At 72.1% G+C, this 13,141-nt stretch carries 12 protein-coding genes; 3 read left to right on the top strand and 9 right to left on the bottom strand.

Annotated features, from left to right (window positions below):
• The first annotated feature begins 41 nt into the window (after positions 1-41).
• The gene (locus ACFUJ1_RS20570; RefSeq protein WP_233020628.1) at positions 42-254 is read left to right on the top strand and encodes an MbtH family protein; all 213 of its coding nucleotides are present in this window, start codon (positions 42-44) and stop codon (positions 252-254) included.
• A gap of 144 nt (positions 255-398) precedes the next feature.
• On the opposite strand, the gene ACFUJ1_RS20565 is transcribed toward ACFUJ1_RS20570, so the two are convergent.
• Positions 399-1,592, bottom strand: coding sequence for a hypothetical protein (locus ACFUJ1_RS20565; RefSeq protein ID WP_378647793.1), 1,194 nt, complete (start codon positions 1,590-1,592; stop codon positions 399-401).
• A 341-nt stretch (positions 1,593-1,933) separates the two neighbouring features.
• Here ACFUJ1_RS20565 and ACFUJ1_RS20560 point away from each other — a divergent pair, with 341 nt between their 5' ends.
• The gene (locus tag ACFUJ1_RS20560; protein ID WP_233020624.1) at positions 1,934-2,131 is read left to right on the top strand and encodes a hypothetical protein; all 198 of its coding nucleotides are present in this window, start codon (positions 1,934-1,936) and stop codon (positions 2,129-2,131) included.
• Between the two features lie 84 nt (positions 2,132-2,215).
• Here the strand turns inward: ACFUJ1_RS20560 and ACFUJ1_RS20555 are convergent, their stop codons facing one another.
• Positions 2,216-3,088, bottom strand: a complete 873-nt coding sequence (locus tag ACFUJ1_RS20555; protein ID WP_378647790.1) for an aldo/keto reductase — start codon at positions 3,086-3,088, stop codon at positions 2,216-2,218.
• 124 nt (positions 3,089-3,212) lie between these two features.
• Here ACFUJ1_RS20555 and ACFUJ1_RS20550 point away from each other — a divergent pair, with 124 nt between their 5' ends.
• Positions 3,213-3,605: a YybH family protein gene (locus tag ACFUJ1_RS20550; RefSeq protein WP_378647788.1), complete on the top strand. Its 393-nt coding sequence runs from the start codon at positions 3,213-3,215 to the stop codon at positions 3,603-3,605.
• 1 nt (position 3,606) lies between these two features.
• On the opposite strand, the gene ACFUJ1_RS20545 is transcribed toward ACFUJ1_RS20550, so the two are convergent.
• The 7 genes from ACFUJ1_RS20545 to ACFUJ1_RS20515 all read right to left on the bottom strand — a co-directional run bounded on the left by ACFUJ1_RS20545 (position 3,607) and on the right by ACFUJ1_RS20515 (position 13,129).
• Positions 3,607-4,839 carry a TetR/AcrR family transcriptional regulator gene (locus ACFUJ1_RS20545; RefSeq protein ID WP_378647786.1) on the bottom strand — a complete coding sequence of 411 codons (1,233 nt, stop codon included), beginning with the start codon at positions 4,837-4,839 and terminating at the stop codon, positions 3,607-3,609.
• Positions 4,840-4,906: 67 nt separating this feature from the next.
• Positions 4,907-6,853 (bottom strand): acetoacetate--CoA ligase, encoded by a 1,947-nt coding sequence (locus ACFUJ1_RS20540; RefSeq protein WP_378647784.1) that lies wholly within the window; start codon positions 6,851-6,853, stop codon positions 4,907-4,909.
• 10 nt (positions 6,854-6,863) lie between these two features.
• Positions 6,864-7,679 carry an HpcH/HpaI aldolase/citrate lyase family protein gene (locus ACFUJ1_RS20535; RefSeq protein WP_378647782.1) on the bottom strand — a complete coding sequence of 272 codons (816 nt, stop codon included), beginning with the start codon at positions 7,677-7,679 and terminating at the stop codon, positions 6,864-6,866.
• A complete protein-coding gene (locus ACFUJ1_RS20530; RefSeq protein ID WP_378647780.1) occupies positions 7,676-8,161 on the bottom strand; it encodes a MaoC family dehydratase in 486 nt (161 codons plus the stop codon). Before ACFUJ1_RS20530 ends, ACFUJ1_RS20535 begins: the two co-directional genes overlap by 4 nt.
• Positions 8,158-9,318, bottom strand: a complete 1,161-nt coding sequence (locus ACFUJ1_RS20525; RefSeq protein WP_378647778.1) for an acyl-CoA dehydrogenase family protein — start codon at positions 9,316-9,318, stop codon at positions 8,158-8,160. The genes ACFUJ1_RS20530 and ACFUJ1_RS20525 overlap by 4 nt, the downstream gene beginning before the upstream one ends.
• The gene (locus ACFUJ1_RS20520) at positions 9,315-11,516 is read right to left on the bottom strand and encodes an acetyl/propionyl/methylcrotonyl-CoA carboxylase subunit alpha (RefSeq protein ID WP_378647775.1); all 2,202 of its coding nucleotides are present in this window, start codon (positions 11,514-11,516) and stop codon (positions 9,315-9,317) included. The genes ACFUJ1_RS20525 and ACFUJ1_RS20520 overlap by 4 nt, the downstream gene beginning before the upstream one ends.
• Positions 11,517-11,521: 5 nt before the next feature.
• Positions 11,522-13,129, bottom strand: a complete 1,608-nt coding sequence (locus ACFUJ1_RS20515) for a carboxyl transferase domain-containing protein (RefSeq protein WP_378647773.1) — start codon at positions 13,127-13,129, stop codon at positions 11,522-11,524.
• Positions 13,130-13,141 lie beyond the last annotated feature (12 nt).

The raw sequence follows: 13,141 nt of genomic DNA, 5'->3' as shown, positions 1-13,141 counted from the left end.
ACCCCCGACACCCCGTTCCTCCGGCAGAAAGTTCGTACCCGATGAACAACCCCTTCGACGACGACGATGCCCAGTTCTACGTCCTGATCAACGACGAGGGCGAGCACTCCCTCTGGCCCGTCTTCGCCGCCGTCCCCGGCGGCTGGACCGTCGCGCACGGCGCCGCCGCCCGCCGCGAATGCCTGCACTACGTCGAGACCCACTGGCTCGACATGCGCCCCAACTCCCTCATCACCGCCATGAACGCCCCCTGATCCACCCGAATGCGGGGCGCGCGGGCCACATCCCCCTTCCGCCCGCGCGCCCCGACCCCACTAATTACGTCCGGCTCTTCGCTCGCGGGCCGGTTCGAGCCAGGCCCGGCGGTCCCGGTTCGCCGCTTGTTCGAGGGCGAACGGTCACGCCCGCCGGTCGCCGGTGGCGGTGGTCATGCGGTCGCGCCATTCGGTGACGGCCCCACCTCGGCGGGTGCCGAGGGTGGAGTCGAAGCGGCGGGCGCGTTTGGCGACGGTGAGCCCGACGTAGGTGTTGTGCCCGGTGATGGCGGCGGTGGCGACGGCACAGGCCTCGTCCACCTCGCCCCCGGCGAGCAGCGCGGTGGCGTGCTCGAAGCGCACCAGCGCGGGCTCCATGGTCTCGGACGGGTCGTAGGCGGCGAGCGCCTCGGCGGCGGCCTGCTCGGTCTGGTCGACCAGGCCGAGCCGGGCCGAGCCGATGGCCCGGTAGAAGGCGAGCTTCTCCGGCCGGAAGGAGAAGATGCCGAGCGGCATCTCCTCCGGCTTCGCCACCGCGAGCGCGCCCGCGGCCCGGTCGATGCAGCGCGCGAAATCGGCGGCTTCGCCGAGTTCGGCGTGCGCCCGCGCGGCCAGGCTCCAGAGCCAGGCGGTGGCGGGCCCGCGGTCCGGGTTCTGCGCGAGCCGCGGCGCGAGCAGCGAGAGCACGTCGCGCGGACGGTCGCTGTAGGTGGGCAGGTAGCCCGCGCCTGCCAGGGCGATGTCCTCGGTGTAGCGGTCACCGATGTCCTGCGCGGCGTGCGCGGCGGTGGTGTACCACATCTTGGCCTGGCCGAAATGCCCATCGTTGAAGAGAATCTCGCCGACGACGGTCGCCAGCCGTCCCGCGGTGCGCACCAGCCTGGCCTGGGCCGCTGTGGTCTGCCGCTCGGCGAGACAGCCGCGCACGATGCGGAACTGCTCCAGCGCACCTGGCAGCAGTTCGCGCGGCGGCACCTGCACCGCGCGGGTGCCGAGGTGGGTGGCGGTCTCCTCGAGCACCACCAGCCTGCGCTCGCTGATCGAGCCCGCGTCCAGCGCCGCGAGCATGCGTTCGGGTTCCGCGGCGACGAGCGCCGCGGCCTGGCCGGCGATTCCGACACCGGCATAGGTCAGTAGTTCACGCCTTCTCACGTCGTCCTCGACTTCCTTGTCGAGCCCGCTTTCGAGCTTGGGTTCCGGTTCGGCGATTGCCTGCGTGAACCGGGCCATCGCCTCGGCGTCCGCCTCGGCCAGCACCCGATCCAGCAAGCGCCTGCTCGCATCGTGCATCCGCGTGGTGCGGCCGTTCTCCCACAACCCCACGGTGCGTGGTGTCACTCCCACCAGACGGGCGAACTCGTAACGGCTGCGTCGCATTGCCGCGCGCAGCGCCTTGACGTGTTCACCCCTCCAGTCGACTTCGAGCATAGGTGCCGCCTCGTCCGCAACCGGTCCTTACAAGCGAAAAGTACTCGCAATTACCGTATTCGGGACTGGTTTGCGCGTACTCGCCGCAGGCACCCTTGAAAGCGCACCCGGTGCCGGGGGTTGTGCCCGAACCCTTTCGGTGGACGCCCTTTTCGACCGGAGCCCGCGCGCGGTCCGATCCAGCCGCCCCCGGCTCCTCCCGCGCCACCACGGCGCCGGGTGCACACATCGAGCAACATCGGAGGTGGACCATGGACGTACTCGCGCCGGATACCCGCGAACTGTGGTTGATGCAGAGCCGCGACTGCGCCGCCGAGCCGCCGCCGCTCGACGCCGCGCGGGCCCGTTTCGTGCTGGCGGTGCACGCCGGGCACGGCGCCGGATGCAGGCAGTTCCTGGCCGCCGCGGCCTTCACGTACGGCGCCTACCGGGACACCGCCCGAGCCTGAGCGGCCCGAACCCGGCGCCGCATGAGGGGCGGCGCCGGGTTACGGCCCGTGACCGCGCCGAGCGCAAGCACGGCGTCGCCGCCCCTACGCGGCGTTGCTGAGCGTCTCGAACTCGCTGTCGGAGAGCGTGATCCCGGCCGCCGCGATGTTCTCCTCCACGTGCGCCACCGTCGAGGTGCCCGGAATCGGCAGCACCACCGGCGAGCGCCGCAGCAGCCAGGCCAGCGCCAGCTGGGCTGGCGTTGCCCCGTGCTCGGCGGAGATCGCGTCCAGCGGCCCGCCCGGCCTGGCCAGCTGGCCGGTGGCGATCGGGAACCACGGGATGAAGGCGATGTTCTCCGCCTCGGCGTACTCCAGCACCTCCTCGTCCGCCCGGTTCGCCAGGTTGTACAGGTTCTGCACGGAGACGATCGGCGCGATCTCGCGCGCCTCGCGCAGCTGCGCGACGTTCACCTGGGATACCCCGATGTGCCGGATCTTGCCCTCGGCGCGGAGCAGCGCCAGCTCGCCGAGCTGGTCGGCGAGCGGCACCTTCGGGTCGATCCGGTGCAGCTGGTAGAGGTCGATCCGGTCGACGCCGAGGTGGCGCAGGCTCAGCTCGGTCTGCTGGCGCAGGTACTCGGGGCGGCCGACCGGCCGCCAGTCGCCGGGCCCGGAGCGGGTGAGCCCGCCCTTGGTGGCGATCACCAGGTCGTCGGCGTAGGGGTGCAGCGCCTCGCGGATCAGCCGCTCGCTGACGAACGGCCCGTACGAGTCGGCGGTGTCGATGAAGTTCACGCCGAGCTCGACGGCGCGGCGCAGCACCCGCACCGCCTCCGCCGGGTCGCGCGGGTCACCCCAGACGCCATCGCCGGTGAGCTGCATGGCGCCGTATCCGAGCCGGTTGACCGGCAGGTCGCCGCCGAGCGCGAAGGTGCCGGACGCATCGGCCGGTCGGGACTCCACATCGGTGCTCATCTGAGATCCTCTCGTCGTCGATACCCCTCGGGTCGCAACCGGGGGAGCGGCCCGGATGTTCCCGCTCCAGCGCCGATGAATCCGGGCGGCCCGCCACGTCGGAACAGGGGAGGAAGGGAGAACCATGTCCGAGAACGAGATCCGCACCGTGATCGAGAACTGGGTGGCAGCCATCCAGGCCCGCGATCTCGCGGCCACCCTGGCGAACCACACCGACGACATCGTCATGTTCGACGTCCCGCCGCCGCAGAACGGCGTCCGCGGCGCCGCCGAGTACCGCGCGTCCTGGCCGCCGTTCTTCGAGTTCATCGCGAGCGGCGCCCGCTTCGAGATTGTCGAGCTCCAGGTCACCGCAGGCGCCGACGTCGCCTTCGCGCACGCCCTGCTGTACTGCGCCACCCCGGACGAGCTGCGCGCGCACCCGGACCGCCGCCTGCGCATCACGCTCGGGCTACGGCACGAGGGCGGCCGCTGGCTGATCGCGCACGAGCACCACTCGTTCCCGCTGGAGAGCTGAGTCAGGCCCCGAAGAGGATGGCCCGCATGAGCAGGCAGACCCGCTCCGGCGAGCCGGCCGGGTCGGTGTCGAAGGCCCGGCCGAGATCTACCACCTGGGCGAAGGCGGCGTGTACCAGGAAGCGGGTCTCGGCGGAGCTGAGCTCGGGGCGCACGTCGCGCACCAGCCGGGCCCACTCCTCGACGCTGAGCCGCTGGATATTGCGCAGCACCGTGCGCTCATCGGCGGGCACGTGCTGGAACTCGGTGTAGTAGACGAAGGTCAGCGCGCGCTCGGCGAAGGAGCCTGCCACGTACTGCCTGATCAGCGTATCCAGGGCGTCCGCACTGTCGGTGCTCGCCGCGACCGCCGGGCCGACGGCGCCGGAGACCCGGTCCGCCGCGCGCCGGAAGGCGGCGGCGAGCAGGTCGCTCTTGCCCCGGTAGAAGCGGTAGACCGCGGAGGCGGCGGAGAGCCCGGCCGCGGTCGCGATCTCCTCGACGCTGACGTTCGGGTAGCCGCGCGCGTGGAAGAGCTCGACCGCCTTGCGCAGCAGCAGCTCGTGCTTGAACGAGGCCGGGATCTCGACCGGTGCGGGCAGCTCGGTGGCGACCGCGGGCGGAAGCTGGACGGCGGCGAGCGCGATGGCCGCGCTGCTCAGCAGCCGCTGGATGGTCTTCACCGGCAGCGCGGCGTGGTGGTCGGCGATGCTGGTGACGGCGCTCAGGATGGCGATGCAGAGCACCCGGACATCGGTCTCGGAGAGCTCGGGGCGCAGCGCGGCCACCTGGGTGCCGAGCGCGCGCAGCACCGTCAACTGCTGCGCGTTCAGCAGCGCCAGATCGTCCGGCTCCAGGTAGCGGCCCTCCCAGCGCACCAGGGTGACCGTGGGACGGTTCTCGATGGTGGTGCTGATCAGCGCCTCGAGCACGTGCTCGAGCCGGGTGCGCGGGGGCGCATCGGTGAGGTCGTCGGGCAGCCGCACCGCCGCGGTCATGGCGCCGCCGACCCGGAGCAGCTCCTCCTGGAAGAGCGCGTATTTGCTGGGGTAGTGCCGGTACAGCGCGGCGGAGCTGATGCCCAGCGCGGTGGCGATGTCCTCCATGCTGACGCCGTGGTAGCCGAGCGAGCCGAAGGCGGCCGCCGAGGTCGCCGCGATCTGGGCGCGCCGGTTCTTCGGCCGCCGCCGGATCTCCCGAGGTGCCGGGTCGCCGGTGACCGCCTTGCGCGTGCTGCGGCGATTGTCGACACTCATGCCGACATGGTATCGGTACGGCCCCCGGTTGCCCGCCGATGCGCCGACCGGATCCGCCGCCCGCGGCTCACTTCGCGGACGGCCGCTGCCCGGCGTACCAGTCGAGCAGCTCCGGGTCGTCGACCGCGCTGCGCTCGACCACCCGCCCCGCCTCCGCCCCCTGGAAAAGCTTCTTGATCGGCACCTCGAGCTTCTTGCCGGTGCGGGTGTGCGGGATGCCGGGCGCGACGATCACCTCGTCCGGCACGTGCCTGGGCGAGACCTCGGTGCGGATGGTGCTCGCGATCCGGGCGCGCAGCTCGTCGGTGAGGTCGGCGCCGGGGGCCAGGGTGACGAAGAGCGGCATCCAGTAGCCGCCGTCCGGTTGCTCGACGCCGATCACCAGCGCCTCGGTGATCTCCGGCAGCCGCTCCACCGACTGGTAGATGTCGGCGCTGCCCATCCGGATGCCGTGCCGGTTCAGCGTGGAGTCCGAGCGGCCGTGCACCACGACGCTGCCGTGCCCGGTGCGCGTGATCCAGTCGCCGTGCCGCCAGACGCCGGGGAAGGTGTCGAAGTAGGCGTCGTGGTAGCGGTGGCCGTCCGGGTCGTTCCAGAACCGCACCGGCATGGACGGCATCGGCTCGGTCACCACCAGTTCGCCGACCTCGTCGCGCACCGATTTGCCGTCCGGGTCGAAGGCCTCCAGCGCGACCCCGAGGTACGGCGCGGAGAGCTCGCCCGGCCACACCGGCACCGTGCGGGTGCCGCCGGCGAAGGCGCTCACCACGTCGGTGCCGCCGCTGATCGACGAGACCTGCACGTGGTCACCGGCGTTCGCGCCGATCCACTCCGAGGAGGCTGGCGGCAGCGAGGAGCCGGTGATGCCGACCGTGCGCAGCGCGGAGAGGTCGAACGCGGTGCGCGGCACCAGCCCGTCCTTGATGCAGGCCAGTACGTAGCCGGGGCTGGTGCCGAGCACGGTGCTTCCGGTCTCGGCGGCGATCCGCCAGAGCGCGCCCGGGTCCGGGTGCGTGGGGCTGCCGTCGTAGGTGACCACGGTTGCGCCGGTGAGCAGCCCGGCCACCTGGAAGTTCCACATCATCCAGCTCGGGCTGGTGTACCAGAAGAAGGTGTCGTCGGGGCCGATGTCGGCGTGCAGCGCGACGGCTTTCAGGTGCTCGAGCAGCACCCCGCCGTGGCCGTGCACGATGCCCTTCGGCAGCCCGGTCGTTCCGGAGGAGAAGACGATCCAGAGCGGGTGGTCGAAGCCGACCGGCTCGGTGGTGATCACCGGCGGCTGCGCCTCGGTGATCGCGACGGCGTCGGCCCACGGGGTGCCGTCATCGACCGGCAGCCCCAGCCGGGGCACGACGACGGTGCCGCGCAGCGTCGGCAGCCCGGCCCGCACCGCGGCCAGATCCGCCCGCTTGTCGTGGGTCTTGCCGCCGTAGGCGTAGCCGTCGGCGGCCACCAGCACCACCGGCTCCAGCTGCCCGAGCCGGTCCAGCGCGGCCTTGGGCGAGTAGTCCTGGCCGCACGCGCTCCACACCGCGCCGATGCTGGCGGTGGCGAGGAAGGCCACGATCGCCTCGGGAATGTTCGGCAGGTACCCGGCCACCCGGTCGCCGGGGCCGACGCCGAGCCCGCGCAGGGTGCGCGCGAAGGCGGCGGTGTCGTCGATCAGCTCGGCCCAGGAGATCTCGCGCGGCGCGTGCTCCTCGGTGATCTGCACGATCGCCGGACGCTCCGGGTTCAGTGCGCGGACCACCTGGTCGACGTAGTTGATCCTGGTGCCGGGAAACCACTGCGCGCCGGGCATCTCCCGGCTCGCCAGCACCTCGCCGCCGATCTCGCCGAGCCGGAAGTAGTCCCACAGCGTGTGCCAGAAGCCGGGCAGGTCGTCCACCGACCACTGCCAGAGCGCCGGGTAGCCGTCGAACTCGCGCCCGGCCCGCGCCCCGGCGAACCGGGCGAAATCGGTGATCCGCGCGGCGGCGATATCGCGCTCGGTCGGCACCCACTGTGGTTCCACTGCTGTCTCCTCAGTCGCTCGCGGCGCCGCCACGGCGCACGATCTGCTCGGCATGCCGGAGCACCGGCCCGTCGACCATCCGGCCGTCGAACTGGAAGACGCCGCGATGGTTCGGCACCTCGGCAAGGACCCGGCGCGCCCAGTCCAGATCCTCCGGCGACGGCGCGTAGGCGCCGCGGATCACCGGGATCTGGCTCGGGTGGATGGCGACCTTGGCGTCGAAGCCGACGGCCACCGCGTCCAGTGCCTCCTCGCGCAGCCCGTCCAGGTCGGGGATGTTCAGGTACACCCCGTCGAGGGCGAACTTGCCCGCCGCCTTGCCCGCGAGCAGCGTGCTCGAGCGCAGGTGCCTCGGCAGGTCGCGGTAGCTCCCGTCCGGTCGCCGGGTGGACTGCCCGCCCAGCGCGGCAACCAGGTCCTCCGCGCCCCACATGATGCCGACGGCGTTCGGCTCGACCATGATCCGCTCACTGGCCAGCGCGCCGCGCGGCGATTCGATCAGCGCGATCACGTCGAAGCCGTCGAGTGCGCGCAGCTGCTCCGGCGACTCGGCCTTCGGCAGCATGACGGAGCGGTAGTCGGTGCGGTGCACCGCACCGAGATCGGCCGCGTAGTGCTCGGTGTCGGCGCCGTTGATCCGGATCACGGTCGTCGCCGGATCGAGCCGCGTGTTCAGCAGGGCTTCCCGCGCCGACTCCTTGTCGGCGGCGGCGACCGCGTCCTCCAGGTCGAGGATCACCACGTCCGCGGCGGCGGCCGCCTTGGCGTAGCGGTCGGGGCGGTCGGCCGGGCAGAAGAGCCACCCCGGGCCGGTCACGTCGGTCATGCCGCTGTCTCCTTCGTGCGAACGAGGGTCTTCCGCACAGCCGTGACGACCACGTCGCCGTGCTGGTTGTAGCCGGTGTGCGCGAGGGTCACGATGCCCTCGCCCGGCCTGCTCTTCGAGAGCCGCTTCTCGGTGACGACGGTCTCGGCGTAGAGCGTGTCGCCGTGGAAGACCGGCTTCGGGAAGGCGATCTCGGAGAAACCGAGATTGCCGACCAGGGTGCCCTGGGTGAGCTGCGCGATGGAGAGCCCGATCAGCGTGGAGAGGGTGAACATCGAGTTCACCAGCCGCTGGTTGAACGGCGGCTGCGCGTCGGCGAAGGCGGCGTCCAGGTGCAGCGCCTGGGTGTTCATGGTGAGCGTCGTGAAGAGGACGTTGTCCGCCTCGGTGACGGTGCGCCCCGGCCGGTGCTCGTAGATCACGCCGATCTCGAACTCCTCGAACCAGAGCCCGCGCTGGGTGACCCGCCGCGGCGCGCTCACAGGCCGAGTTCCCTGGCGATCAACAGCAACTGAACCTCCGTCGTCCCCTCGCCGACCTCCAGGATCTTGCTGTCCCGGTAGTGCCGAGCGACCGTGTATTCGTTCATGAAACCGTAGCCGCCGAAGATCTGCGTGGCGTCCCTGGCATTGTCCATGGCGGCCTCGCCTGCCACCATCTTCGCGATCGACGCCTGCTTCTTGAACGGCTTGCCCGCCAGCATGAGCGCGGCGGCGTCGTAGTAGGCGGTGCGCGCGGTGTGCGCCCGCGCCTCCATCCTGGCGATCTTGAAGGCGATGGCCTGGTTGCGCCCGATCGGCTTGCCGAAGGCGTCCCGCTCGCCCGCGTACCTGACGCTCTCGTCCACGCAGCCCTGGGCCGCGCCGACGGCGAGCGCGGCGATGGCGATCCGCCCCTCGTCCAGGATGCGCAGGAAGTTGGCGTAGCCGCGGCCGCGCTCGCCGAGCAGGTTCTCCTCCGGAACGCGGACGTCGGTGAAGCTCAGCGGGTGCGTGTCCGAGGCGTTCCAGCCGACCTTGTCGTAGGCGGGCCCGGCGACGAAGCCGGGGGTGTCGGCCGGGACCAGGATGGTCGAGATCTCCTTCTTGCCGCCGGTGGTCCCGGTGACAGCGGTGACGGTGACCAGCCGGGTGATGTCGGTGCCGGAGTTGGTGATGAACTGCTTGCTTCCGTTGATCACCCACTCGCCGGAGTCGACAACGGCGGTGGTCTTCGTCCCGCCCGCGTCGCTGCCCGCGCCGGGCTCGGTGAGCCCGAAGGCGGCGAGCGCGCGGCCGCTCGTGAGCTGCGGCAGCCAGTGCTGCCTCTGCTTCTCGGTGCCGAACCGGTAGATCGGCATGGCGCCGAGCGAGACCCCGGCCTCCAGCGTGACGGCGACGCTCTGGTCGACCTTGGCCAGCTCCTCCAGGGCCAGGCAGAGCGCGAAGTAGTCGCCGCCCATGCCGCCGTACTCCTCCGGGAAGGGCAGCCCGAAGAGCCCCATCTCGGCCATCCCCGCCACCACCTCGTACGGGAAGCTGCGCTCGGCGTCGTGCTCGGCGGAGACCGGGGCGACGACGGCGCGGGCGAATTCGCGCACGGTCATGGCCAGGTCGCGGTAGTCCTCCGGTAGCGAGCCGGTGGCGAGGAAGTCGGTCATGCGGGTAGTCCTTCGATCGTCGACGCGGTGATGCGGGCGAGCACCTGGTCCAGCCGGACCTGGGTGCCCGGCGTCACCAGGAGCTCGACGGTGCCTGCGACCGGCGCCGTGAGCGTGTGCTCCATCTTCATGGCCTCCACCACGACCACCGGGTCGCCCGCGGCCACGGTGGTACCGGCCTCGGTGCCGATCGCGATCACCGAACCCGGCATGGGGCTGCGGATCTCGGCGTCGCCCTCGTGCGCGCCCGCCCCGCGCAGGGCGGTGGAGGTCGCGCGCCGCAGGTGGCTGGTGCCTGCCGGGCCGGCGAGCCAGTACTGCCCGCCGTCCGCGGCGACCAGGTACTCGTGCCGGACGCCGTCCAGGGTCAGGGTGAGGGTGGTGACGCCCGGTATCCCCGCGACAGCTGCCGTGCCGCCGGTCCACCGCGGTCCCCCGGCGTGCTCCGCACCCCCGGTGAGTGTCGTGCCACCGGTGCGCGCCGTGTCACCGATGAGTGTCGTGCCACCGATGGGTGCCGTGCCGCGGGTAGGTGCCGCGCGGTAGCCGCTCGCGCCCGCGTCCGTGACCGGGGACGCTGACGCGGTGAGCGTCAGCTCGGGGCCGTCGTCCACGCGCACCCGGGCCGCGTCGGGTGTCCCGGTGATCCGCACCTCGCGGGTGACCCCGTCGGCGGCGAGTCGCGCCACGACCGGCGCGGGAACGCCCAGCCGCCACCCGGACGGTTGCGCCCACGGCCCGGCCCCCGGCCCCGGCTGCAGGGCCAGCCAATCCGCGACCGCGGCGGCCACCACCTCGTCGTCGCTCACCTGCGCGGGCGCGAAATCCCCGACCCGCCGGTCCAGCAGCCCGGTGTCCAAGTTCCCGGCCACCACATCCGGATCGGCGAGCAGGAACCGCAGGAACTCCACATTGGTCCCCAGTCCGAGCACAACGGTCTCGCCGAGCGCCCGATCCAACCCGGCCAGCGCCGCACCCCGATCGTCGGCGTAGGCGATCACCTTCGCCAGCATCGGGTCGTAGTCGCTCCCGACCACCGTCCCGGCGCGCAACCCGGAATCCACCCGCACCCCGGCGGGCTCGGCGACGGCGAGCACCTTCCCGCCGGTCGGCAGGAAGTCCCGCCCCGGATCCTCGGCGTACACCCGCGCCTCGACGGCGTGCCCGGTGAGCGCGATATCGCCCTGGGCGACCACCAGCGCCTGCCCGGCGGCGACCCGGACCTGGCACTCCACCAGATCCACCCCGGTCACCAGCTCGGTCACCGGGTGCTCCACCTGCAGCCGGGTGTTCATCTCCATGAAGAAGAACTCGTCCGGCCGGTCCGCCGACACGATGAACTCCACCGTGCCGACGCCCCGGTAGTCGACGCTGCGCGCGGTGGCGCAGGCAGCGGCGCCGATCCGCTCCCTTGTCGCCGCGTCGAGCAGCGGCGACGGCGCCTCCTCGATCACCTTCTGGTGCCTGCGCTGCAGCGAGCACTCCCGCTCGCCCAGGTGCAGCACGGTGCCGTGCGCGTCGGCGAGCACCTGCACCTCGATGTGCCTGGGATTGGTGACGAACCGCTCCAGGAACAGCGTGTCGTCGCCGAACGCCGCCGCGGCCTCGCGCCGCGCGCTGACCAGCGCCGCGGGCAGCTCGGCCGGGTCCTCGACCCGCCGCATCCCCTTCCCGCCGCCCCCGGCGGACGGCTTGACCAGCACCGGGAACCCGATCCCCGGCGCGGCCTCGAGCAGTTGCGCATCGGTCAGCCCCGGCTCGGCGATACCGGGTACCACCGGCACGTCGAACGCCGTCACCGTCTTCTTGGCGGTGATCTTGTCGCCCATCACCTCGATGGCGCGCGCGGGCGGCCCGAGGAACACGATCCCCGCCGCCTCAAGCGCCGCCGCGAAGGCCGCGTTCTCGGAGAGGAAGCCGTACCCGGGATGCACCGCACCGGCCCCGGTGCGCACCGCCGCCGCGACCACCAGGTCGACGGCCAGGTAGCTCTCCCTGGCGGGCGCGGGCCCGAGCCGGACCGCGACGTCGGCCGCGTGCACGTGCGCCGCGTCCGCGTCGGCGTCGCTGTACACCGCCACCGAGCGCAGCCCCAGCGCGCGCAGCGTGCGGATCACCCGGACCGCGATCTCGCCCCGGTTCGCGACCAGGACCGTGTCGAACGCCGTGACGGCGGAGGTATCGAAGAGGGAGGTCATGGCCGTCACATCCGGAAGACGCCGTAGGAGACCGGGGCGAGGGGTGCCTGCGCGCAGGCCGCGAGCGCCAGGCCGAGCACCGTTCTGGTGTCGGCCGGGTCGATCACCCCGTCGTCCCAGAGCCGGGCCGTCGAGTAGTAGGGGTTGCCCTGGGTTTCGTACTGCTCCCGGATGGGCGCCTTGAAGGCCTCCTGATCCGCCTCGGACCAGGGCTGTCCCGAGCTGTCGAGCTGGTCGCCGCGCACCGTGGCCAGCACCGAGGCGGCCTGCTCGCCGCCCATCACCGAGATCCGCGCGTTCGGCCACATCCAGAGGAAGCGCGGCGAGTACGCCCGCCCGCACATGGAGTAGTTGCCCGCGCCGTAGGAGCCGCCGATCACCACGGTCAGCTTGGGGACCCGCGCGCAGGCCACCGCGGTGACCATCTTGGCGCCGTGCTTGGCGATACCGCCCGCCTCGTAGTCGCGGCCGACCATGAAGCCGGTGATGTTCTGCAGGAAGAGCAGCGGGATCTTGCGCTTGTCGCAGAGCTCGATGAAGTGCGCGCCCTTCATGGCGGACTCGCCGAAGAGCACGCCGTTGTTCGCCACGATCCCCACCGGGTGCCCGTGCAGCCGCGCGAAGCCGGTGACCAGGGTCTTGCCGTACTCGGCCTTGAACTCACCGAAGCTGCTCTGCTCAAGGGCGTCCGGCTCGGCGTCGACCAGCCGGTAAATCACCTCGCGTACGTCGTAGGGGGTGCGCAGGTCGGTCGGGACCACGTCGTAGAGCTCGTCCTCCGGCGCTGCCGGGGCCACCGATCGGGCTACCTGCCAGGGTGATTCGGGTGCGGGGCCAAGGGTGGCGACGATCCGGCGCACGATGCGCAGGGCGTCCTCGTCGTCCTCGGCGAGGTGGTCGGTGACGCCGGAGACCCGCGAGTGCAGCTCGCCGCCGCCCAGCTCCTCGGCCGTGACGACCTCGCCGGTGGCCGCCTTCACCAGCGGCGGCCCGCCCAGGAAGATGGTGCCCTGGTTGCGGACGATCACCGCCTCGTCGCTCATGGCGGGCACGTACGCGCCGCCCGCCGTGCAGGAGCCGAGCACCGCGGCGATCTGCGGAATGCCCGCCGCGCTCATCGTGGCCTGGTTGAAGAAGATCCGGCCGAAGTGCTCGCGGTCCGGGAAGACCTCGTCCTGGTGCGGCAGGTGCGCGCCGCCGGAGTCGACCAGGTAGATACACGGCAGCTGGTTCTGCAGTGCGATCTCCTGCGCTCGCAGGTGCTTCTTCACGGTCATCGGGTAGTAGGTGCCGCCCTTGACCGTGGCGTCGTTGGCGACGATCACGCACTCCCGCCCCGACACCCGGCCGATCCCCGCGATCACCCCGGCGGCCGGGCAGTCGCCGCCGTACATGCCGTCGGCGGCCAGCGCCGCGATCTCCAGGAACGGGCTGCCCGGGTCGAGCAGCCGGTCCACCCGGTCGCGGGGGAGCAGCTTGCCCCGGTCCAGGTGGCGCTGCCGCGCCTTCTCCGGGCCGCCCCTTGCCGCCGCGGCCAGCCGCTCGCGCAGCTCGCCGACGAGCGCGCCGTGCGCCGCCCGGTTGTCGAGCCCGAGCTCCGATGTGCCGGTCATGGTGCATCCCGT

Origin of the sequence: Nocardia sp. NPDC057227 (assembly GCF_042669725.1) — a bacterium.
Lineage (GTDB): Bacteria > Actinomycetota > Actinomycetes > Mycobacteriales > Mycobacteriaceae > Nocardia > Nocardia asteroides_A.
Note: the sequence above shows the minus strand (reverse complement) of the source record. Positions and strands in the feature narration are given on the sequence as shown.